This window comes from Arthrobacter sp. TmtSoilC51 (assembly GCF_055388015.1).
This window is the reverse complement of record NZ_AP035877.1, coordinates 4154696-4174904: the sequence shown is the minus strand read 5'-3', so window position 1 is coordinate 4174904 and position 20209 is coordinate 4154696. Positions and strand designations below refer to the sequence as shown.

Below are 20209 nucleotides of genomic sequence, written 5' to 3'. Positions count from 1 at the left end.
AGATGGATAACAACCTTTCACGCCGTGGCGTGCTCACCGCCGGTGGCGTCCTGTTGGCGGGACTTACCATGGGCCTGTCGGCCTGCGCCCAGAAGGATTCCCTCGCCGAGCAAGCCCGCAAAGGCGACAACAAGAACTATGTGGCCGGGGACGGGTCCGTCACCGAGTTCGCCAAAGCGGACCGTGCTGCCCCCGTGGCGCTCAAGGGCACACTCTTTAATGGGACCACCGTCAACCCCGAAGACCTCAAGGGCAAGGTCACCGTCTTGAACTTTTGGTTCGCGGCCTGTGCCCCCTGCCGCGTCGAAGCTCCCCAGCTTGAAGCCCTGCACCAGGACTTCAAGGATCAAGGCGTTCAATTCTTCGGAGTTAACCTCCGTGATGAGAAAGCCACCGCGGATGCCTTCGACAAGACCTTCAACCTCACCTACCCGAGCTTCAACGACAAAGACGGGGCCGTTCTGCTGTCCGTGTCCGGAATTGTGCCTCCGGGTGCAGTGCCCACCACATTGGTCCTGGACAAGGACGGCAAGGTTGCCTCCCGTGTCCTCGGCGAAATTGAGAAGAGCACTTTGAAGGCCCTCATTACCTCCGCAGTAGCTGAGTAGTACCGATGAACAGTCCTTTCGCCGAGACGATCCTGAATGGATCATTGCTGCTTGCCGTGCCGGTTGCGCTGCTGGCCGGACTCGTCTCGTTCCTTTCGCCGTGCGTGCTGCCGCTCGTCCCCGGTTACCTTGGGTACGTGACCGGCCTGACCGGCGTCGACCTCCAGAAGCAGCGGCGGGGCCGCATGCTGGCCGGTATTGGGCTGTTCGTCCTGGGCTTCTCGGTGATCTTCGTCCTCCTGGGTGGTGCGTTCGGCCAACTCGGGACCCTCCTGACAGGTCCGCAGAATGCTTGGATCACCCAACTGCTGGGCATTCTGGTAATCCTCATGGGCATCGTCTTTATGGGTGGCTTTGGTTGGTTACAGCGGGACGCCAAGATCCATGCCAAGCCGCCCGCCGGGCTGTGGGGTGCGCCGCTTCTTGGACTGACGTTCGGGCTGGGCTGGGCCCCGTGCATCGGCCCCACATACTCCGCGGTACAGTTGCTGAGCCTGTCCGGCGGATCCTCGGCGGCCAAGGGTGCGCTTTTGGCCTTCGTCTACAGCCTTGGCCTGGGTATTCCGTTCCTCCTGATTGCCCTTGCCGTCCGGCGGGGAATGGGCGTCATGTCCTTCTTCCGCACGCACCGCCTGGCGATCCAGCGGATAGGCGGAGGCATCCTGATTTTGCTCGGCATCCTGATGGCCACCGGCGTGTGGGGAACCTGGGTGACTGAGTTGCAGTACTGGTTCCAAACCGATGTGAAGTTGCCAATCTGATGAGCGAGTCCGTGAAAGCCAAGAAGAAGTCACCAGCCGCTGAAAGCACGAACACCAACGCAGCGCAAGGAAAGCTCCAGCAGGCCAAGGCCGAGGCCGCGCTGCCCTCCTTGGGCATCCTGGGCATGCTTCGGTGGGCTTGGACCCAGCTGACGAGCATGCGCACGGCGTTGTTCCTGCTGCTCCTGTTGGCTGTTGGTGCCGTACCCGGGTCCCTGTTCCCGCAGCGCGCGGCCAATCCGGCAGTTGTCACCCAGTACATCAAGGACAACCCGTCCTATGGCCAGGTGCTCGACGCATTGCAGCTCTACGACGTCTACTCCTCGGCGTGGTTCTCCGCCATCTACATTCTGCTGTTTATCTCCTTGATCGGCTGCGTCACCCCCCGCGCCATCGCGCATTACAAAGCGATGAAGTCACAGCCGCCGCGCACTCCCAAGCGCCTTTCGCGCCTGCCGGAGTACGGCACCTTGGCGCTGCCCGCCGACGCCGGGATCCCGGCGTCGAAGGCCATCAACGACGCTGCTGCACTGCTCAAGAAGCGCGGCTACCGCGTGGAGGTCAGGGACGTCGACGGCGACCTCCCGTCCTTGGGTGCCGAACGCGGTTTCCTGAAGGAAGTCGGCAACCTGGTCTTCCATACTTCGTTGATCGGCGTGCTGGTTTCCGTGGCGATTGGCGGCCTGTTCGGGTACAGCGGCCAACGGATCCTGGTGGAAGGTGACACGTTCGTCAATACGCTGGTGGGCTACGACCAATTCACGCCGGGGACCAACTTCCAGAGCAGTTCGCTGCAGCCTTACTCCATCCAATTGGACAAATTCGAGGCCACGTTCGATCGCGAATCGCCGAAGAAGTTTGGCCAGCCCATCGACTACACCGCCGAGGTCACCACCAAGGAAACTCCGGATTCGCCGGCCAAGAAGGAAGTTCTCAAGGTCAACGATCCCATCTCGTTGGGTGGCACCAGCCTCTACCTCACCGGAAACGGCTACGCACCCGTGGTGACGGTCCGCGATGGTGAAGGCAACATTGCTTTCCAAGGTCCGGTCACGGCCAAGGTCCAGGGCGATAACTACTACTCATCCGTGGTCATCAAGGTCCCGGACGGCAAGCCGGACCAGCTTGCTTTCCAAGGCTTCTTCCTGCCCACGGCCTTCAAATCCGAGAACGGCATTTCGTTCAGCGGCGATCCAGAACTCATCAACCCACAGTTGAGCCTTGATTCCTATTACGGCGATCTCGGCTTGGACAAGGGCGTGCCCCAGAACGTCTTCGAGCTGGACGTCAGGAACCTCACCCAGCTCAACGGCCGGAAACTCGAAGCCGGCGGAATCACGCTTGCCCCAGGCATGACGAAAACACTGCCGGACGGCAAGGGCAGCATCAGCTTCGACGGAGTCAAGAAGTACATTGGCGTGGACGTCCACCACAACCCGGGCCAGCTGTATGCGTTGATCTTCGGGTTGCTGGCTGTCGCAGGTTTGGTCACGTCCCTTTACGTCAACCGCCGCCGCGTCTGGGTCCGCACTGGAACCCATGAGGACGGCCGCACCATGGTGGAATACGGCCTGCTCGCCCGAGGCGAAGACCACCGGCTGGCCGGCGAAGCAGCAGCCCTCCGCGAACTCTTTGCCCGGGAATGGCAGCTCCCCTCTGGCTCCGGTGACCCAGCAACAACCCCCACAGTCTCTTCCCCAACCTCGAAGGACCAGTAATGCCCGTCATCAACGAAACCCTGGGCCAGTACAGCGAGCTGTTCATGCTGCTGGCCGCCGGCACGTACACCGTGGCGTTTATCGCATTTGCCTGGGACCTGGCCAAGAGCAGCAAGGCACTGCGTGCAATCGACTTGAAGGCTGCTGCCAGCTCTCCTTCGGAGAAGGTGGCCGTAGCGGCTGGTCGCGCCAGCGGAGACTTGGGAGGGGCCGACGCCGGTGGGCCGGCTGGCCGGGCTGAGCGTCCGACGTCGGGCCTCACCGTTGAAGGAGGCACGGCGGCAGGCGACATGAAGTACGCAGCCGAACGCCGCGTGCCCGCCCGTGTGGCAGTGGCGTTGACGGTGCTGGGCGTGCTCATTCACGGCGCGGGCGTTGTGACCCGTGCATTGGGCGCAGGCCGCGTGCCGTGGGGCAACATGTATGAGTTCCTCACCACCGGCGCTTTCGTGGCCGTGGCCGTCTTCCTCATCGTGCTCATCCGCCGGGACCTGCGGTTCCTTGGTACGTTCGTCATCGGCCTGGCCATCATCATGCTCGTTGCCGCCTCCATATCCTTCTGGACTCCGGTGGGCCACCTGGTGCCGGCTTTGCAGAGCTACTGGCTGGTCATTCACGTGTCCATCGCAGTGCTGTCCTCCGCCCTGTTCACCCTGACGTTCGCCATGTCTGCGCTGCAGCTGGTTCAGTCGTACCGGCAGAAGAACCTGGCCGCCGGCCGTGCGGACAATCTTGGCTTCATGCGGGTGGTTCCAAATGCCTTGAGCTTGGAGAACCTTTCCTACCGCATCAATGCGATTGCGTTCATTGGCTGGACGTTTACGCTCATGTTCGGTGCTATCTGGGCCGAAAAGGCATGGGGCAGGTTCTGGGGCTGGGACCCCAAGGAAGTGTGGACGTTCGTTATTTGGGTGGTCTACGCCGGCTACCTCCACGCCCGGGCTACACGTGGTTGGACAGGAACCCGCGCAGCGTGGTTGTCGATCGTCGGTTACGCATGCGTGATCATCAACTTCACACTCGTGAACACGGTCTTTAACGGCCTGCACTCGTACTCCGGGCTCTGAGCCGAGAGGACGCGTTAGATTTCTGTCGCGCGCCGGCGTCCGCTGAGCAGCCAGGCGGTAGTGGAGGGCAAGAACAACAGCACCAGCGCCACGGCTGCCAACACGTACTGCGCAGCGAGCAACACGGTAGACAGGATGCCGTCGCTCCCCGGAGCTACCACGAAGTCGGAGGTGACCACCGTGACCACGGCGTGCAGGAGGATCACGGGCGCCAGCAGCCAGCGCGCCCAGCTCTGCCGCTTGAATGCGACGGCCAGCAGGACCGCCTCCATCGCGACCACCAGCGCCAGCATGGCCAGGCTTCCCAGGAACACGACGGCGGTTGCGCCCTCGATTGCCTGGGTGTCGCCATCAGGGACCATGCCTGCGATGACGCCTTCCAGGTTGTCAATGTGCGAGTCGCGGGAAAGGAAACTGGTGAGGACAACGGCGATCCCGGCGGCGAAGCTCGCTACCCACAACCACCTGGACAGCAGTGCTGGGCCCGGTGGGCGCACGACGCCGTCAATGTGAGGCGGAGTAGACATGGAAACGCCGGGGCGGGGCGGCGGCGTGGACGTTGGTGGCCCGCCAATGGATGACACGGTAGTGAATGACTGCCGCGATCCATCAGCCTGCTGGGCCACGTTCCCTACTTCAGTTCGTCGGTGTCATGGGGATCCGGCTCGCCGCGCTTGGCATCGCCGGAGTTGTATCCGGGGGCTTTGTTGCCGTGGCTGCCCTCCGCACCATCAGTACCGTTGAGCTTCCGCTCCTTGGCTTCGAGCTCTGCTTTGAGCTTCTTGAGACGCTCTTCTTCGGCCGTGTTCCGTCGGCGGGTTTCAAGGTTGCGGAGGAACTCGGGGTCATCGTCCGGTGCGGTGGGGTGGCGGCGGATGGGCTGTGCCGATGGCTTGCCATAGGGCCGGCCGAAGATAAACCAGAGGACCGCACCCAGGAGCGGCAGGACGATCATGACGACGATCCATGCCGGCTTGGAGATGCCGCGCGTCAACCTGCCATCGGTGCGGATAACATCCACGAGGGCGTAGACGAAGATAACAAGGACGACGACGACGCCAACAACCCGGAGCATGCACCAAGTCTAGTCTCCGGAAGGCGTTCACTGGACGCCTGCTTCCGGCTGTGATCAGAGTGCAACCATCCGGGCGGCTAAACTGGGATAGTGGCTTTCCTGAAGTATTCCCTCATCCGTTTGGCGCTGTTTGTGCCGCTGTTCGTCCTGTTCGCCTTTTTGCAGGTGGGCTGGATCCTGGCGGTGATCTTCGCGGGGTTGATCGCGTTCGCCATCAGCTACCTCTTCTTCCAGAAGCAGCGCGACGCTGCCACGGCGGCCATGCGGGAGCGTTTTTCCGGCCGCGCCAAGCCCATCCGCACTGCTGGCGAGGTTGAAGACGCCGAGGCGGAGGATGGCCTGGTGGAGCAGAACCCGGACATCGTCGTCAATAACGACAAACGCCCGGGTTCCAAGTAGGTTTCCGTACAGAAACTCAGAAGCCGCGGCTCAGGATCAGGCCGAGCGAGAACAGCAGGCTGTAACCAAGGTTGATCAGGCCGGTCTGCTTGAGCACGGGGATGAGGCTCTTGCGCTTCTTGCCGTTGACCATCAGCCAAGCAGGCATCAGGCACGCGGGAATGAGCAAGAGGACGATCAACATCCAAGGCTTGGTGGGCGCCAGAACGATCACCAGCAGGATGGCGACTGCCAACATCAGCACATAACTCTCGCGGGCGTGCCTGTCTCCCAGGCGCACAGCCAAAGTGCGTTTTCCGGCCGCGGCATCCGTAGGAATATCCCGGACGTTGTTGGCCATCAGCAGGGCGCAGGCGATGAGTCCTGTGCCGATCGCGCCAATGACTGCTGCGAGGCTGACCTGTCCCGCTTGGGTGTAAGTGGTGCCGAGCGTTGCCACGAGTCCGAAGAACACGAAAACGAAGACGTCGCCCAAGCCAAGGTAGCCGTAGGGGTTTTTGCCACCCGTGTAGCCCCAGGCCGCCAGGACGCAACCGATGCCCACCAGGATCAGCCACCAGGTCTGGGTGATGATGACCAGGATCAGCCCGCACACCATGGCCGCGCCGAAAAGTCCGAAGGCCGCCCATTTCACTTGCTCGGGTTTGGCGAGTCTGGAGCCAACCAGGCGCAGCGGCCCCACACGGTCTTCGTCCGTGCCACGGATGCCGTCCGAGTAGTCATTGGCGTAATTGACGCCCACTTGGAGCAGGAGCGCCACGAGCGCCGCCAGGATCGCGTTCGGCAGCCGGAAAGCATGGAGCTCGAACGCCGCTGCCGAACCGATCAGTACGGGGGCGATCGCCGCGGGCAGTGTGCGGAGCCGGGCTCCTTGAATCCATTGTGCAGCTGTCGCCACGTGTAGTACCTCGTGTATTTCGCGTTGATCTTTAGTCACAGTCATCAGGGCAGAACGTGTCTATTGTCCCTGATGCGCGGTGGAAAGCTGTTCGATCATGGCCAGCCTGTCCGGTTTTCCGTTGGGCAGCATCGGCAATTCCTTGTCGGCAACCACGGTCTTGGGAGCCAAAACCCCCAAAGCTGCTTCCCGGCGGGCCGTAAACCCCTTCAGGCCTTCCGGCGACGGATCGGTCATGGCCACGTAAGCCGCCACGGCCTGGCCCCACTCGCGGGATGGGACACCAGCCACGAAAGCCGCGGTGACGCCGTCGAGCTCTTCCAGCTTGCTTTGGATGTATGCGGCCGAGGCCTTGACGCCGCCGGTGATGATGACGTCGTCGGCACGGCCCAGGACGGTGAGCTTGCCGTCGTCGGCAACTTCGCCGAGGTCCCCGGTTACGTACCAACGCACGCCATCCTCCTCGAAGAAGGCGGATTTTGTGGCGCGCGGGGAGTCAAGGTAGCCCACCGCCACCGTCTCGCCGCCCAGCAGGATGCGGCCTTCCAACTCGCCGTCCCCGATGCGGACCTCGACGCCGTCCAGCGGCTCGCCGTCATAGACGCACCCGCCGTACGTCTCGGCGGAGCCGTACGTGGTGACGACGTTCAGGCCCTCGGCGCGGGCATTTGCCAGCAGCTCAGCCGACGCCGGCGCGCCACCCAGCAGTATGGCGTTGAAGCGGCGCAGGACGGCCAGGGTCTCCGGGGCGGGTGAGTCCAGGAGCCGCTGGAGCTGGGTAGGCACCAGCGACGTGAAGCGGATCTTGTCCGTCAGTTCCCCGGCGGCAGCGGTGAATGCCTCGGGCGTGAAGCCGTTCGACTGGTCCATCACCCAAGGCCGTGTCCCTGCGTAGAGCGAGCGAACGAGGACCTGGACACCGGCCACATACTGCAGGGGGAGGGCGAGCAGCCACTGTCCTTCGCCGCGCAATGCCATGGCCGTGGCCACGGAGGAGGCCGCCAAGGCATCCACAGTGAGGACGGTAGCCTTTGGCGTGCCAGTGGAGCCGGAGGTTCGGACCACAACTGCGGCCTCTTCCACTCCGGTCTCTACGGGAACGGCTTCAGGCTGGCCGTCCTCGTGAACCACAATTTCGACGGCGGGACCCTCGCCATGCAGGGCAGCGGCCAGTGCTTTGAGTACGGGATCGATGTCCACGGGGGAGTCCTAGAAGTAGTAGGGGAAGTTGGACCAGTCGGGGTCGCGCTTTTGGAGGAAGGCTTCCTTGCCCTCCACGGCCTCGTCCGTCATGTAGGCCAGCCGCGTTGCCTCCCCGGCGAAGACTTGCTGGCCGGCCAGGCCGTCGTCGGCCAGGTTGAACGCGAACTTCAGCATGCGGATGGCCTGCGGGGACTGTCGGGCGATATCCGCCGCGTACTCCAGTGCAACCTCCTCAAGGCGCGCGTGGTCCACGGCCTCGTTGACCGCGCCCATGCGGACCATGTCCTCGGCGGAATATTCACGGGCCAGGAAGAAGATCTCCCGCGCGGCTTTCTGCCCGATCTGGCGGGCCAGCAGCGCAGAGCCGTATCCGGCGTCGAAACTTCCTACCGTGGCGTCCGTCTGCTTGAACTTGCCGTGCTCGCGCGAGGCGATGGTGAGGTCGCTGACGACGTGCAGCGAGTGGCCGCCGCCGGCCGCCCAACCGTTGACGACGGCGATGACCACCTTGGGCATGGTGCGCATGAGCCGCTGGACTTCCAGGATGTGGAGGCGGCCGGCACGGGCGGGGTCGATGAATTCAGCGGAATCACCTGCAGCGCCTTCTACTTGGTAGCGGTAGCCGTCGCGGCCCCGGATGCGCTGGTCGCCGCCCGAACAGAACGAGTGCCCGCCGTCCTTCTCCGAGGGTCCGTTGCCCGTGAGCAGGACCGTGGCGACGTCCGGCGTCATGCGGGCGTGGTCCATGGCGCGGTAGAGCTCGTCCACAGTTCCCGGACGGAACGCGTTGCGGACTTCGGGGCGGTTGAAGGCGATGCGTACAGTGGGCAGGTCCTTGACCGTGCCATCCGCAGAACGCTCAACCTGCCGGTGGTACGTCATGTCCTTGAAGTCGTCAAAGCCGGAAACGGTGCGCCAGCGTGAGGGGTCAAAGATGTCGGAAACCTTGGCAGGGAGATGGTTGTTCACAGTCCGAGTCTAGTAATGGCCTTGGCTGATGCCGAACTCGCGGCCTTGGGCGGGCCATTGTGGGTCTTGGCGCTCTTGCTTAATCCCGGGCTGTTGCTTAATTGGGGAGGAAGTCCGGCGGGATCCCATAAATGAGGACCACTGCCAGGAGGTTCTTGGCCGCATGGACAAGGTAGGAGAACATCAGGTTCTTTCCCGTCCACACGTATACCGCCACCAGCACCAGGGCCATGCCGAGATAGGGCGCCAAGGCCGGCAACGCCAGCCCCTCCCGGCCCACCACATGGATCGATGCGAAAGCTCCCACCGAGATGGCACTGCAGATCCAAATATTCACGAACTGGGACAGCTTGCCGATCAGCAGGTGCCGGAACAAGTACTCCTCCACGAACGGCCCCAGGACCACCAACAGCGGAACCATCATCCAGGCCGGTACGCGCTGGAGGAGGTCTTGGATGCCCAACTGGTTTTCGGAAGCCTGCGCGGTGCCGAGGGCCGCAACCAGTAGGGCGGTCACGATCAGCATGACCACCACCGCAAGCGGGACCATGCCTAGAGTGAACCAGGGGCGTGTGCCAAGGATCTTGAGGTCGCGGCCAGCGACGCGCCAAGCGGAGGCCAAGGCGAAAATCCCGACGGCGGCATAAAAGACCGCGTTAACGGCATAGGACGCTGTGGCAGGGTCAGGGAAAAGCTGGAGCATCATTCGCTCTACTGATTCGCCCGCGAAGGTGAAGTAGACCGTGAACCCCAGGTAGGCAGCTATGGCCACGGCGTCCGGGGCGTTAAACCGGTAAAGCCTCGCCCGCGTCGAAATGGTGCCCATATGACCAGCCTATCTTTGCTGCGTGGCCCGGGCTTGGCTACAATTTTCGGTATGCCTAACTTTCCGTTTCGGCGCGCCAAAGTTGTCCGCCGTTTCGCTGCCCTACTGACCGCATCCGCTCTCGTGCTCGGGGTGTCCGCCTGTGGAGGGAATTCCTCTGCCGGGGGTGATGACAAGCCCGTTGTCCTGACCACGTTTACCGTGTTGGCCGACGTCGCCAAAAACGTTGCGGGTGACAAGCTCCGCGTGGAATCCATCACCAAGGCCGGAGCTGAAATCCATGGCTACGAACCCACTCCCGGGGACATTCGCAAGGCTGCCCAAGCCGACCTCATCCTGGATAACGGGCTTAACCTCGAAGCATGGTTTTCCCAATTCGTGGAAGGGCTCGACGTTCCCCACGCAGTGGTCAGTGACGGCGTGAAGGTCATGCCCATCGCAGAAGACTCCTACCAGGGAAAACCGAACCCGCACGCATGGATGTCCCCCAGCAACGTCCAGATCTACGCCAACAACATGGCCAAGGCTTTCGCCAAACTGGACCCGGCCCACGCCAGCGAGTTTGAAGCCAATGCCAAGGCCTACAACGCTCAACTGCAGACCGTCCAGGATGAGATGGTCTCCAAGCTCTCCGTGCTGCCGGAAGCACACCGGGCGCTTGTGACCTGCGAGGGCGCATTCTCCTACCTCGCCCGGGATGCTGGACTCAAGGAGGTCTACATCTGGGCTGTGAACGCTGAGCAGCAAGCCACGCCCCAGCAGATCGCGCGGGCCATCGAATTCGTCAAAGACAACCAGGTCCCGGCAGTGTTCTGCGAATCCACCGTCTCCGACGCGCCCATGCGTCAGGTCGTTGGCGCCACCGGGGCCACATTCGGCGGCGTCCTTTACGTTGACTCGCTATCGGAGGCAGACGGTCCCGTTCCCACATATTTGGAACTTATCCGCCACGATGCGAAGACCATCACCACAGCACTGGCAGGAGGAACGTCATGAGCAGCCCCGCGATCGTCGTCGAGAATGTCACGGTCCACTATGGCGAGGTGCTGGCCCTGGACTCCGCGTCCCTTACCTTGGACCACTCCCGTATCTGTGGATTGGTTGGCATGAACGGCTCCGGCAAGTCCACGCTGTTCAAGACCATCATGGGCATTGTGAAACCAGACTCCGGGCGGGTTCTCATCAACGGTCACCCGCCCATGAAGACCCGCAAGGAAGCCGGCATCGGCTATGTCCCGCAGAGTGAGGACGTGGACTGGGCATTTCCCTTGTCCGTCCGGGATGTGGTGATGATGGGCCGCTATGGGCACCTGGGCTTCACCCGCCGCCCACGGAAGGTGGACCGGGACGCCGTCGAACAAGCCCTGGAACGGGTGGAGCTTGGCGAATTCGCCGACCGCCAAATCGGCCAGCTGTCCGGCGGGCAGAAGAAGCGCGCCTTCGTGGCCCGGGGCATCGCCCAAGGCGCCACCATGATGCTGCTGGATGAACCCTTCGCCGGAGTGGACAAGCGATCGGAAGCCACCATTACAAGGCTCTTGCGTGAACTTGCCGCTGACGGCGCCACGATCCTCATCTCCACCCACGATCTCCACGCCCTCCCGCAGCTCTGCGATGAGGCCGTGCTCCTGATGCGTAAAGTGCTGATGCATGGCAGCCCGGACGTGGTCCTGCAACCTGAAAATCTGGCTATGGCATTCGGCCTCGACGTGATGAACAGGGGCTAAGCCGTGGAATTCCTGCTTGAACCATTGAGCTACGACTTCATGGTCCGCGCCCTCGCCACCACGGCGATTGCCGCCGTGGTTTGCGCTGTCCTCAGCTGCTGGCTGGTCCTGATCGGCTGGTCCCTCATGGGCGACGCCGTTTCGCACGCCGTGCTTCCCGGCGTCGTTCTCGCCTACATCGTGGGTGCGCCGTTTGCGCTCGGTGCGTTGGTGTTCGCGTTGATCGCGGTGACGTTGATCGGTGTTGTGCGGAACACAAGCCGGGTGAAGGAAGACGCCGCGATCGGCATCGTGTTCACCTCGCTCTTCGCGCTGGGCCTGGTGCTGATCTCCGTCACGCCCAGCCAGACCGACCTGAACCACATCATCTTCGGCAACCTGCTGGGCGTCAGCGTCCCTGACCTCATCCAGGTGGTGGTCCTCGGCGTGGTTGCGTTCGCGATCCTGATCCTCAAGCGCCGGGACCTCACGCTCTACGCGTTCGATCCCACGCACGCCCACGCAATCGGCCTGTCGCCGCGCCGCTTGGGAGCCCTGCTGCTCGGCTTGCTGGCCCTGACGTCAGTGGTGGCATTGCAGACCGTAGGTGTGGTGTTGGTGGTGGCCATGCTGATCATTCCGGGAGCCACCGCTTACCTGTTGACGGACCGGTTCTCCAGGATGCTGGTTATTGCACCAGTTGTTTCCGTGGTGTGCTCCGTCTCCGGCATCTACCTGAGCTACTACCTGGATACTGCATCCGGGGCCATGGTGGTGGTCACCCAGGGTGCTGTGTTCGCCGTCGTCTATCTGTTCAGTCCGCGGCAGGGACTGATTGGTACGCGCTTGGCAAAGGCACGGCGGAAGCGGGCGGTAGCTGCAGCCTGAAACTTGACGTGCCCGCGTTCGCCGGGCAGTCTGGACCGATGAAGTCTTGAGCGCAGCCCTTCCATCCGGCTGCATCCCAGTACCCACTACGGCAGTGCCCCAGCGGTTCCCTGCCATTCACTGCGGACTTTGCGAGGACTCCTCTTGACTGACTACCTTCACCTTTCCGGCGTTTCCCACGGCTACGGGGACCGCGAACTTTTCCACGGCGTCGACCTCACCATCGATCACGGCGAGCACGTAGCCATTGTTGGCGAAAACGGGGCAGGAAAATCCACCCTTCTCCGCCTGCTGGCCGGCGTGGAAATGCCCGACGACGGCACGGCAGGGTTGGCAGGGAACGCCGGCTACCGCGTGGGTTACCTCGCCCAGACGCACGGACTTCCTGCCTCCCTTACTGTCGGCGACGCGATCGACGAGTCCCTTACGGCACTCCGTTCGCTTGAGGCCAGCATCGCCGAACTGGAGCAGGACCTGGCTGACGCGGACCCAGAAACTCTGGAGCTCTACGGAAACCTGCAGACCCAGTACCAACTCCGTGAGGGGTACGCCGCGGAGTCCCGGGTGGAGGCAGCGCTGGACCGGCTGGGGCTGGGAGGCCTGGACCGGCGTCGAACGCTTGGATCTTTGTCCGGCGGCGAGCAGGAGCGCGTTGCCCTCGCCTGCCTGCTGGCGGATCCTGCCGAAGCCCTGCTCCTGGACGAGCCCACCAACCACCTGGACGCCAACGGCACAGCCTGGCTTGAGTCGAGGTTGGCTGCGCATCGAGGCACCGTGGTGGTGGTTTCGCACGACCGTGTCCTTTTACGGAAGGTAGCCAGCACAGTCATCGAAGTGGATGCCGAGCGCCGTTCCGTCAACAGGTATGGCAACGGCTACGAAGGCTACCTTCGGGAGAAATCCGCCCAGCGTGCCCGGTGGGTGCAGCAGTACGAGGAATGGCTTGGCGCCATGGCCGCTGAGCGGTTCCAGGCAGCCACGGTTTCGGGCGGCATGGGCTACGGCCGGGTTCGCGATAACGACAAATTTGCCACCGGCTTCAAGAAAGGCACATGGCAGCGCGCAGCCACCAGCAAAGTTCGGAACGCCCAGGAACGCCTGCGGCGGCTCGAAGAGAACCCCGTTGACCGGCCACCCGTGCCGCTGAAGCTCGCCGCGCAGCTTGACGTTCAGCTGGTGGAAGCCGCTGGGCCAGCCATCGAAGCGCGCGGCATTAGTGTTCCCGGACGCCTCAGACCGACCGACCTGCGCGTCGAAACCGGGGAAAAGGTCCTCATCACCGGGCCAAACGGCGCCGGAAAATCAACCCTTGTCTCTGTGCTCGCCGGGACGCTTGAGCCAGCCAGCGGGACCTTGGCCGTTCAGGGCGCGGTGGGCTACTTACAGCAGGAACTCGACGTGCCGCCGCGTCCAGGGCTCCGGCTGCTTCCGGCGTTTGCCGCAGGACTGGGCGGAAACATCGATGAACACGCCGAGGCCCTGCTTCGTCTGGGCTTGTTCCGGCCTGCGGAGTTCCACGTTCCCGTGGGCAGCCTCTCCGCCGGGCAGCAACGCAGGCTGGCCCTTGCCCGGCTGCTTCTGGGCAGCTACGAGACCATGATCGTGGACGAACCCACCAACCACTTGGCGCCAGTGCTCGTGGAGCAGTTGGAAGCTGCCCTCGCCGACTTCTCAGGGACGCTGGTCATCGTAAGCCACGACCGCGCGCTGGGGGAGTGGTTCGATCGCTGTGCCGCCGCCGGTTCGGTGGGCAGCTGGGTCCGGTACGGGATGCGGGACGGGGAGTTGCTGTAGCTCGTTGCTCCCGGGGTGAGTTGTTCGCAAAGGGATCGTTACGCCCTGTCCTGCGTATGGAAACACGGCATCAAGCGTCCTGAAACAACGGCGGAGCACCATGGAAGGAAGCCGGCCGAAAGGATCTTTCCGTGATTTCCAAGAACCTCTTCCTCCAGGGCATTTTTCCGTTTGAAGGCATCGGTGTGGAAAAGCCGGTTCCCCTCCATAGCGAGCTGGCGCACTTTGTCCCGGACGGCGTCGTGAACCAGACGCTCTACTTCCGGGGCGGTAACTCCAGCTCCGAACTCATCACGGTTGTCCTGATGCGCGACGGCGTCCCCATGCGGTATTTCCCCATCGGGGCCAAAGGCGATGTGCACGTTCCGCTGAGGGTCGTGGAAGATATCGACGGTGGCTCGATGATCGAACTGTTTATCGCGGCTCCCGCCGGTGTCCGGGGCTCCGTGGTGGTGGACCTGGGCATGGTGGAGCACTGATGAAAAGGCAGCTCGTGGTCATCGGCAACGGCATGGCTGGTGCCCGCGCGGTGGAAGAGATCCTGGCCCGCGGCGGCGGGGACGCTTTCGACATCACCATCTTCGGCGACGAACCCTACGGAAACTACAACCGCATCATGCTCAGCCACGTGCTTTCAGGGGAGGAAAACGATGCGGACATCTTCCTCAACGCCCTGCCTTGGTACCGGGAAAACAACATCACCCTGCACGCCGGGGTTCGGGTGGAGCGCGTAGACAGGTACAGCAAACACGTCTTTGCGGCCGATGGCAGGGTGGTTCCCTACGATGTGCTGATCATCGCCACCGGGAGCCACTCGTTCCTTCCCCCGATGGATGGCTTGTACACGCCCAGCGGATCGGTGCGCCACGGGGTCTTCACGTTCCGGACCATGGATGACACCCGCAAGATGGTCCAGTTCGCCCAGCACGAGCATCACCGCCGGGCTGTGGTCATTGGCGGCGGATTGCTGGGACTGGAGGCTGCCCGGGGGTTGCAGGCGTACGGCCTTGGCGTGGCGGTGGTCCACTCGGGTGGACATCTCATGAATGCGCAAATAGGGCCCGACGGCGGCGCAATACTGCGGCGGAGCGTCGAGGCGTTGGGCATCGAGGTCCACACGGGAGGCCGGACCACGGCCGTGCTGGGCCAGGACCGGATCACCGGCGTGCGGCTACGTGATGATACTGAGCTGAACTGCGACATGGTGGTTGTGACTGCCGGCATCAGGCCCAACGTGGATGTCGCCGTGGTGAGTGGATTGCCAGTCGAACGGGCCATCGTGGTGGACGACCACCTGCGCGTTATGGACGAAGAGGACATTTATGCCGTGGGGGAATGCGTGCAGCACAGGGGCGAGGTGTACGGGCTCGTGGCACCGTTGTGGGAGCAGGCCGCCGTTCTGGCGGACCAGGTCACCGGCGTCGATCATTCATCGGTGTACTTGGGTTCCCGGACAGCCACCAAGCTGAAGGTGGCCGGCGTCGACGTCGCTTCGATGGGACTGCCGGGCCCGGAACGGGACACGGATGAACACATTGTTTTCTCGGAACCGAGCCGCGGTGTGTTCAAGTCGATCGTGATCCGGGACAACAAGATGGTGGGGGCTACCCTCCTTGGTGACAGCCGCAAGGTTGCCTACTTGACCCAGGCTTTTGACCAGGGCCTTCCGCTCCCGGAAGAGCGGCTCTCGCTGATGTTCGATCTCGGCTCGCCGGGTGAAGAGGAAGGTGTGGCGGAGCTGGCGGATTCGGCACAGGTCTGCAACTGCAATGGGGTTTCCAAAGGAACGCTAGTTGCCGCGGTGCAGGGTGGTTGCCGTTCAGTGCCGGCAGCCATGGATGCGACCCGGGCCGGCAAAGGCTGTGGTTCGTGCAAACTGCTGGTTTCGCAGGTAGTGGAATGGGCTGCCGGTGGAGCTGTGGAGGTGGACCCGGCCGCGAGTTACTACGTCCCGGGTATTCCCCTGGACAAGGCCGCCCTGATGTCCAGGATCCGGGAACTCGGGCTGCGCTCTGTTTCACAGGTTTTCGCGGCCTTGGCTCCTGGGAGCGCGGAGGACGCCAAATCCAAGATGGGCTTGGCTTCGCTCCTAAAGATGATGCTGGCAGGGCAGTACATCGACGAGCGCGACGCCCGGTTCATCAACGACCGCGTGCACGCCAACATCCAGCGCGATGGCACGTTCTCCGTGGTTCCGCAGATGAAGGGTGGCGTGACGTCGGTGCAGCAGCTCCGCACGATTGCCGACGTCGCGGAGAAGCACAACATCCCTATGATCAAGCTGACCGGTGGCCAACGGATCGACCTCCTGGGCGTTCCCAAGGAGGACCTTCCACAGGTTTGGGCCGATCTGGACATGCCCTCCGGCTACGCCTATGGCAAGAGTTTCCGCACTGTGAAGACCTGTGTAGGGAAGGACTACTGCCGCTTTGGCACGGGTGATTCCACTGGGTTGGGCATCTCGCTGGAAACCCGATTCCAGGGCATTGAGTCGCCGGCAAAGCTGAAACTCGCGGTCTCCGGTTGCCCGCGGAACTGTGCGGAGTCCTTGGTCAAGGACGTAGGCGTCGTTGCGGTGGAAGGAGGCCGCTGGGAAATCTATATTGGGGGAGCGGCCGGCGCCCACATCCGCAAGGGCGATCTGCTGGTCACGGTTGATACGCCCGAGGAAGTCACGCTCCTGGCGGGTCGTTTCATGCAGTACTACCGGGAGAACGCCAACTGGCTGGAACGGACGTATGCGTTCGTGCCACGGGTTGGCATCGACAAGATCCGCAGCGTGATCCTGGACGACTCCGAAGGAATCGCGGCCCGCTTGGATGCGGCGATGCAGGCGTCCGTGGACAGCTACGTGGATCCTTGGAGTGAACGCGATGATCCGCTCACGCCCGGCCAGTTCCGGACTTCGCTGCCCTTGACGGTGCTCCCGCAGGTGCCGGTCCGATGAAGATTCCACATGTAGTGGGCCCAGTGGAGCAAATTCCGTTCGGCGAGGGCCGGGCATTCGGAATCGATGGCGAGCAGGTCGCCGTGTTCCGGTTGCGTGACGGCACCTTGCGGGCTCTGTCCGCGGTTTGCCCCCACAAAGGCGGCCCTCTTGCAGATGGAACCATTGATCAGAGCGTGGTGGTGTGCCCACTTCACCAGCATGCGTTTGAGCTGGAAACCGGGTGTTCCACCACGGGCGCGGGGCCACTGCGGACGTACCAAGTCTTCGCAGATGAGGGGCAAAACATCGTCGTTATTCCTTGACGCAACGCGGGGTCACTTATGGCCCCTTTGGGCGGCCAACATGGGCCATAAGTGACCCCGCGTTGGAGTGTTCAGGGCCGGTGCTGTTGCCTTCGTCACGGGCATTCGGGTTAATCCCGTAAGATAGACGGGTTGCGCGAACCTTCGGCGTTCTGCGTTCTTTGTCACACTTCGGGGTCCTCCAACGGGGAAAGCTCGAATTTTGTGTGGCAAAGAAGCCCATGTTCCGGCATAGGCGAAAACACCTACAGCAATACCCCAACCCACAAGGAACAGCTGTGCCGCAAAGTACCCCCACAGATCTCCAGAACCCCACGGCCCCATCCACCGCCGTCGGCTCCACCCTCAGCGCTGAGGGATACCAGAAGACCCTGAGCCGCCGCCACGTCACCATGATCGCCATGGGCGGCGCAATCGGCGTCGGCCTGTTCATGGGCGCCGGTGGCCGCCTGGCTTCCACCGGGCCGGCCCTGATTTTCTCTTACGCCATTGCCGGCGTCATCGCTTACCTGCTGATGCGTGCCCTTGGCGAACTCATCATGTACCGCCAGACGTCCGGCTCCTTCGTGAGCTACGCCGGTGAGATGTTCGGCAAGAAGGGCGCCTTCCTTTCAGGTTGGATGTACTTCATCAACTGGGCCATGACAGGCATTGCCGAGCTCATCGCGATCGGCCTGTACTTCCAGTTCTTCTTCCCCAACGTCCCCGTTGAACTCTCCGCTATCGCAGCGCTGGTGCTGCTGGTGGCGGTGAACTTGTTCAGCGTCAAGGCGTTCGGCGAGTTCGAATTCTGGGCCTCCTGCCTCAAGGTCGCTGCCATCCTGATCTTCCTGGCCGTTGGCACTTTCATGGTTGTCACCAACGCCCAGGTGGGCAGCGGGCATGCTTCGGTGGGCAACCTGTTCCACGATGATGGCGGCATGTTCCCCAAGGGTGGCCTGGTCATGATCCTGGTCCTCAACGCAGTGATCTTCGCCTACAACGCGATCGAACTCGTCGGCATTACCGCTGGTGAGATGGAAAACCCGGAACGTGAAGTTCCCAAGGCGATCCGCGCCGTCGTGGTTCGTATCGTTGTCTTCTACGTCGGTTCCGTGATGCTCCTCGCGATGCTCTTGCCGTCCGACCAGTACAAGGCAGGCACCTCGCCGTTCGTCACCGTGTTCGGCCAAATGGGCCTCGGCTGGATGGGCGACGTCATGAACATGATCGTCATCACCGCCGCATTGTCCTCCTGCAACTCGGGCCTGTACTCGATCGGCCGCATCTTCCGCACCATGGCCAACAACGGCCACGCACCGCAGTGGCTCACCAAGATGTCCTCCCGCCACGTGCCGTACGCGGCCATCCTGGCAATCGGCGGTGTTTACCTGGTCGGTATCCTGCTGAACATCTGGCTGGGTGGCTCGCACGCGTTCGACCTCGCCCTGAACACGGCCTCCATCGGCGTGATCTTTACCTGGGGTTCCATTTTCGCGAGCCAGATTGCCCTGCGGAAGAAGCGCGGCAACCTATCCAGCCTGCCGATGCCCGGTTCGCCGTGGACAAGCTGGTTGGGCCTCATTGCACTGCTGGCCATCACGGTGCTGATCGGCTTCGACACCATGACCGATAAGGCAACCGGCGAGGTCTTCCTGCTGGGTCTCTGGACCTTGGCGACCATCCCGTTCTTCGCCCTGATCCTGTGGCTTGGCTGGCAGAAGGTCAAGAACAACGAGCCCAAGAGCGAGCTGTTCAGCTAACCCTTTTCACAAACGCGCGACGGCGGGTGCCTCCTTTTCGGGGGCGCCCGCCGTTCGCGTTGCAGGGCCCGATGGTCGTGCTATCTGGCGCATATGGGGCGCAAAGCAGGCCCCGCAGTGCCAGTCGGTTGGGAGTGTCAGTGCCCGGGTCTAGGCTCGATGTATGGATCACACCACCACCCTGACGCAGCACATCAACGCCAGCCCGGAGAAGGTTTGGGCGGTGCTCTCGGACATTCCGGGCTCGGCTGGCACCCTTTCGGGCATCAACGCAATCCAGATGCTCAGTGAGGGCCCCTACGGCGAGGGCACCCGCTGGAAGGAAACCCGCACCATGATGGGCAGGCAGGAAACCGTGGAGATGTGGGTGTCGGAGGCGGACCCGCCCCGCAGTACCACGGTCAAAGCACTCCAAGGCGGCGCGGACTACACAACGCGCTTCAATCTGGCAGAGCGCGACGGCGGCACGGACCTCACGCTGACGTTCGGCGCCGAGGTCGTTAAACCTACGCTCCTTAGTAAGGCCGCCATGGCCTTGTTCGGGAAGATCGGCATGAGCATCACTCGAAAAGCCCTCAGCAGGGACCTTGCCGAGATCGCTGCAAAGGCGGAATCCCTCTGATGGCGGCTGCGAAGGTAGCAGCCCCCAAGATCTCACCGGTGCGCTTGGAAGAACTGCGCGACGACGACGCCCCGGACTTCCAGCGCGGCGAACGGTACGACGGCATCAGGTTTACCCGCGTGTCTGCCGATGGGGAGGAACTGAGCGGTGCCGACTTCATTGAGTGTGAGTTCGCCGGCGTCTCGTTCAACGAGGCCCAGTTGCGTGGCGCCACGTTCCGGGAGTGCGTCCTTACGGAGCCGTATGCGCCCGTCTTCACAGCCGCCCGGAGCTCCTGGCAGGACGTCGAGATCAGCAACCCGAGGTGGGGATCAGCCGAGCTCTATGAGGGAACCTGGCGTTCCGTCCGGATTGACGGCGGCAAGCTGGATTACGTAAACCTGCGCGGCTCCAAGCTGATGGACGTCCAGATTTCCGATTGCATCATCAACGAGCTCGATCTTGGAGGCTGCACGGGAACCCGGGTGTCGTTGAAGAACTGCACTATCGGCACCCTGGATGTCACCGGCGCCAAGCTCAAGGACGTGGACCTGCGGAGCTCGGAGTTCCGGGGTATCAACGGGTTGGCCGGGCTTGCCGGAGTTGTTATTGACGACTACCAATTGAGTCTCATGGCCCCCTTGTTGGCCGGTCATTTGGGAATCCGGGTGGTCTGACGCGGTGCCGTGGCCGGGCGGGGAC

At 62.9% G+C, this 20209-nt stretch carries 21 protein-coding genes; 15 read left to right on the top strand and 6 right to left on the bottom strand.

The window, feature by feature from the left end; translation table 11 throughout:
* The first annotated feature begins 2 nt into the window (after positions 1-2).
* The 4 genes from ACZ5G6_RS19025 to ccsB are packed head-to-tail and all read left to right on the top strand — an operon-like array spanning position 3 to position 4154.
* Positions 3-608 carry a TlpA family protein disulfide reductase gene (locus ACZ5G6_RS19025; protein WP_223934381.1) on the top strand — a complete coding sequence of 202 codons (606 nt, stop codon included), beginning with the start codon at positions 3-5 and terminating at the stop codon, positions 606-608.
* A 5-nt stretch (positions 609-613) separates the two neighbouring features.
* Positions 614-1369 carry a cytochrome c biogenesis CcdA family protein gene (locus ACZ5G6_RS19020; protein WP_223934380.1) on the top strand — a complete coding sequence of 252 codons (756 nt, stop codon included), beginning with the start codon at positions 614-616 and terminating at the stop codon, positions 1367-1369.
* Positions 1369-3087, top strand: coding sequence for a cytochrome c biogenesis protein ResB (resB, locus tag ACZ5G6_RS19015; RefSeq protein ID WP_498687296.1), 1719 nt, complete (start codon positions 1369-1371; stop codon positions 3085-3087). Before ACZ5G6_RS19020 ends, resB begins: the two co-directional genes overlap by 1 nt.
* Positions 3087-4154: a c-type cytochrome biogenesis protein CcsB gene (gene ccsB, locus ACZ5G6_RS19010; RefSeq protein ID WP_223934378.1), complete on the top strand. Its 1068-nt coding sequence runs from the start codon at positions 3087-3089 to the stop codon at positions 4152-4154. The genes resB and ccsB overlap by 1 nt, the downstream gene beginning before the upstream one ends.
* A gap of 14 nt (positions 4155-4168) precedes the next feature.
* Here ccsB and ACZ5G6_RS19005 read toward each other — a convergent pair whose 3' ends face one another.
* The gene (locus tag ACZ5G6_RS19005) at positions 4169-4681 is read right to left on the bottom strand and encodes a hypothetical protein (protein ID WP_498687294.1); all 513 of its coding nucleotides are present in this window, start codon (positions 4679-4681) and stop codon (positions 4169-4171) included.
* 104 nt (positions 4682-4785) lie between these two features.
* Entirely contained in the window at positions 4786-5229 is a 444-nt protein-coding gene (locus tag ACZ5G6_RS19000; RefSeq protein WP_223934376.1) for a PLD nuclease N-terminal domain-containing protein, read from the bottom strand.
* An 87-nt stretch (positions 5230-5316) separates the two neighbouring features.
* On the opposite strand from ACZ5G6_RS19000, the gene ACZ5G6_RS18995 reads away from it, so the two are divergent.
* Positions 5317-5628, top strand: coding sequence for a DUF4229 domain-containing protein (locus ACZ5G6_RS18995; protein ID WP_223937641.1), 312 nt, complete (start codon positions 5317-5319; stop codon positions 5626-5628).
* Positions 5629-5644: 16 nt separating this feature from the next.
* Here ACZ5G6_RS18995 and ACZ5G6_RS18990 read toward each other — a convergent pair whose 3' ends face one another.
* The 4 genes from ACZ5G6_RS18990 to ACZ5G6_RS18975 form a co-directional block, all read right to left on the bottom strand.
* Positions 5645-6526 (bottom strand): 1,4-dihydroxy-2-naphthoate polyprenyltransferase, encoded by an 882-nt coding sequence (locus ACZ5G6_RS18990; protein ID WP_223934375.1) that lies wholly within the window; start codon positions 6524-6526, stop codon positions 5645-5647.
* 60 nt (positions 6527-6586) lie between these two features.
* Complete coding sequence (locus ACZ5G6_RS18985; protein ID WP_498687291.1) at positions 6587-7726, bottom strand: AMP-binding protein; 1140 nt, start codon at positions 7724-7726, stop codon at positions 6587-6589.
* Between the two features lie 9 nt (positions 7727-7735).
* Entirely contained in the window at positions 7736-8698 is a 963-nt protein-coding gene (locus ACZ5G6_RS18980; protein ID WP_223934373.1) for a 1,4-dihydroxy-2-naphthoyl-CoA synthase, read from the bottom strand.
* A gap of 97 nt (positions 8699-8795) precedes the next feature.
* Positions 8796-9524, bottom strand: coding sequence for a CPBP family intramembrane glutamic endopeptidase (locus ACZ5G6_RS18975; protein WP_223934372.1), 729 nt, complete (start codon positions 9522-9524; stop codon positions 8796-8798).
* Positions 9525-9575: 51 nt separating this feature from the next.
* Between ACZ5G6_RS18975 and ACZ5G6_RS18970 the strand changes: the two genes are divergently transcribed.
* From ACZ5G6_RS18970 to ACZ5G6_RS18925, 10 genes are all read left to right on the top strand, one after another.
* Positions 9576-10520 (top strand): metal ABC transporter substrate-binding protein, encoded by a 945-nt coding sequence (locus ACZ5G6_RS18970; RefSeq protein ID WP_498687287.1) that lies wholly within the window; start codon positions 9576-9578, stop codon positions 10518-10520.
* Positions 10517-11251 carry a metal ABC transporter ATP-binding protein gene (locus ACZ5G6_RS18965; RefSeq protein ID WP_498687286.1) on the top strand — a complete coding sequence of 245 codons (735 nt, stop codon included), beginning with the start codon at positions 10517-10519 and terminating at the stop codon, positions 11249-11251. The genes ACZ5G6_RS18970 and ACZ5G6_RS18965 overlap by 4 nt, the downstream gene beginning before the upstream one ends.
* A 3-nt stretch (positions 11252-11254) precedes the next feature.
* On the top strand, positions 11255-12118 hold the full coding sequence (locus tag ACZ5G6_RS18960) for a metal ABC transporter permease (protein WP_223934370.1): 864 nt from the start codon (positions 11255-11257) through the stop codon (positions 12116-12118).
* Positions 12119-12262: 144 nt separating this feature from the next.
* Positions 12263-13912 carry an ABC-F family ATP-binding cassette domain-containing protein gene (locus tag ACZ5G6_RS18955; RefSeq protein ID WP_223934369.1) on the top strand — a complete coding sequence of 550 codons (1650 nt, stop codon included), beginning with the start codon at positions 12263-12265 and terminating at the stop codon, positions 13910-13912.
* A 131-nt stretch (positions 13913-14043) separates the two neighbouring features.
* Complete coding sequence (locus tag ACZ5G6_RS18950; RefSeq protein ID WP_223934368.1) at positions 14044-14391, top strand: molybdopterin oxidoreductase; 348 nt, start codon at positions 14044-14046, stop codon at positions 14389-14391.
* Positions 14391-16859 carry a nitrite reductase large subunit NirB gene (nirB, locus tag ACZ5G6_RS18945; protein WP_223934367.1) on the top strand — a complete coding sequence of 823 codons (2469 nt, stop codon included), beginning with the start codon at positions 14391-14393 and terminating at the stop codon, positions 16857-16859. The genes ACZ5G6_RS18950 and nirB overlap by 1 nt, the downstream gene beginning before the upstream one ends.
* Complete coding sequence (locus ACZ5G6_RS18940) at positions 16856-17164, top strand: Rieske (2Fe-2S) protein (protein ID WP_498687283.1); 309 nt, start codon at positions 16856-16858, stop codon at positions 17162-17164. Before nirB ends, ACZ5G6_RS18940 begins: the two co-directional genes overlap by 4 nt.
* A 278-nt stretch (positions 17165-17442) precedes the next feature.
* Positions 17443-18906, top strand: a complete 1464-nt coding sequence (locus tag ACZ5G6_RS18935) for an amino acid permease (RefSeq protein WP_498687281.1) — start codon at positions 17443-17445, stop codon at positions 18904-18906.
* 163 nt (positions 18907-19069) lie between these two features.
* Positions 19070-19528, top strand: a complete 459-nt coding sequence (locus ACZ5G6_RS18930) for an SRPBCC family protein (RefSeq protein ID WP_223934359.1) — start codon at positions 19070-19072, stop codon at positions 19526-19528.
* Positions 19528-20184 (top strand): pentapeptide repeat-containing protein, encoded by a 657-nt coding sequence (locus tag ACZ5G6_RS18925; protein WP_498687279.1) that lies wholly within the window; start codon positions 19528-19530, stop codon positions 20182-20184. Before ACZ5G6_RS18930 ends, ACZ5G6_RS18925 begins: the two co-directional genes overlap by 1 nt.
* Positions 20185-20209 lie beyond the last annotated feature (25 nt).

Excerpts from the sequence above, each read along its gene's own strand:
- ACZ5G6_RS19025 (WP_223934381.1), top strand. The coding sequence starts at position 3 with ATGGATAACAACCTTTCACGCCGTGGCGTGCTCACCGCCGGTGGCGTC.
- ACZ5G6_RS19020 (WP_223934380.1), top strand. The coding sequence starts at position 614 with ATGAACAGTCCTTTCGCCGAGACGATCCTGAATGGATCATTGCTGCTT.
- resB (WP_498687296.1), top strand. The coding sequence starts at position 1,369 with ATGAGCGAGTCCGTGAAAGCCAAGAAGAAGTCACCAGCCGCTGAAAGC.
- ccsB (WP_223934378.1), top strand. The coding sequence starts at position 3,087 with ATGCCCGTCATCAACGAAACCCTGGGCCAGTACAGCGAGCTGTTCATG.
- ACZ5G6_RS19005 (WP_498687294.1), bottom strand. The coding sequence starts at position 4,681 with ATGTCTACTCCGCCTCACATTGACGGCGTCGTGCGCCCACCGGGCCCA.
- ACZ5G6_RS19000 (WP_223934376.1), bottom strand. The coding sequence starts at position 5,229 with ATGCTCCGGGTTGTTGGCGTCGTCGTCGTCCTTGTTATCTTCGTCTAC.
- ACZ5G6_RS18975 (WP_223934372.1), bottom strand. The coding sequence starts at position 9,524 with ATGGGCACCATTTCGACGCGGGCGAGGCTTTACCGGTTTAACGCCCCG.
- ACZ5G6_RS18970 (WP_498687287.1), top strand. The coding sequence starts at position 9,576 with ATGCCTAACTTTCCGTTTCGGCGCGCCAAAGTTGTCCGCCGTTTCGCT.
- ACZ5G6_RS18965 (WP_498687286.1), top strand. The coding sequence starts at position 10,517 with ATGAGCAGCCCCGCGATCGTCGTCGAGAATGTCACGGTCCACTATGGC.
- nirB (WP_223934367.1), top strand. The coding sequence starts at position 14,391 with ATGAAAAGGCAGCTCGTGGTCATCGGCAACGGCATGGCTGGTGCCCGC.
- ACZ5G6_RS18940 (WP_498687283.1), top strand. The coding sequence starts at position 16,856 with ATGAAGATTCCACATGTAGTGGGCCCAGTGGAGCAAATTCCGTTCGGC.
- ACZ5G6_RS18930 (WP_223934359.1), top strand. The coding sequence starts at position 19,070 with ATGGATCACACCACCACCCTGACGCAGCACATCAACGCCAGCCCGGAG.
- ACZ5G6_RS18925 (WP_498687279.1), top strand. The coding sequence starts at position 19,528 with ATGGCGGCTGCGAAGGTAGCAGCCCCCAAGATCTCACCGGTGCGCTTG.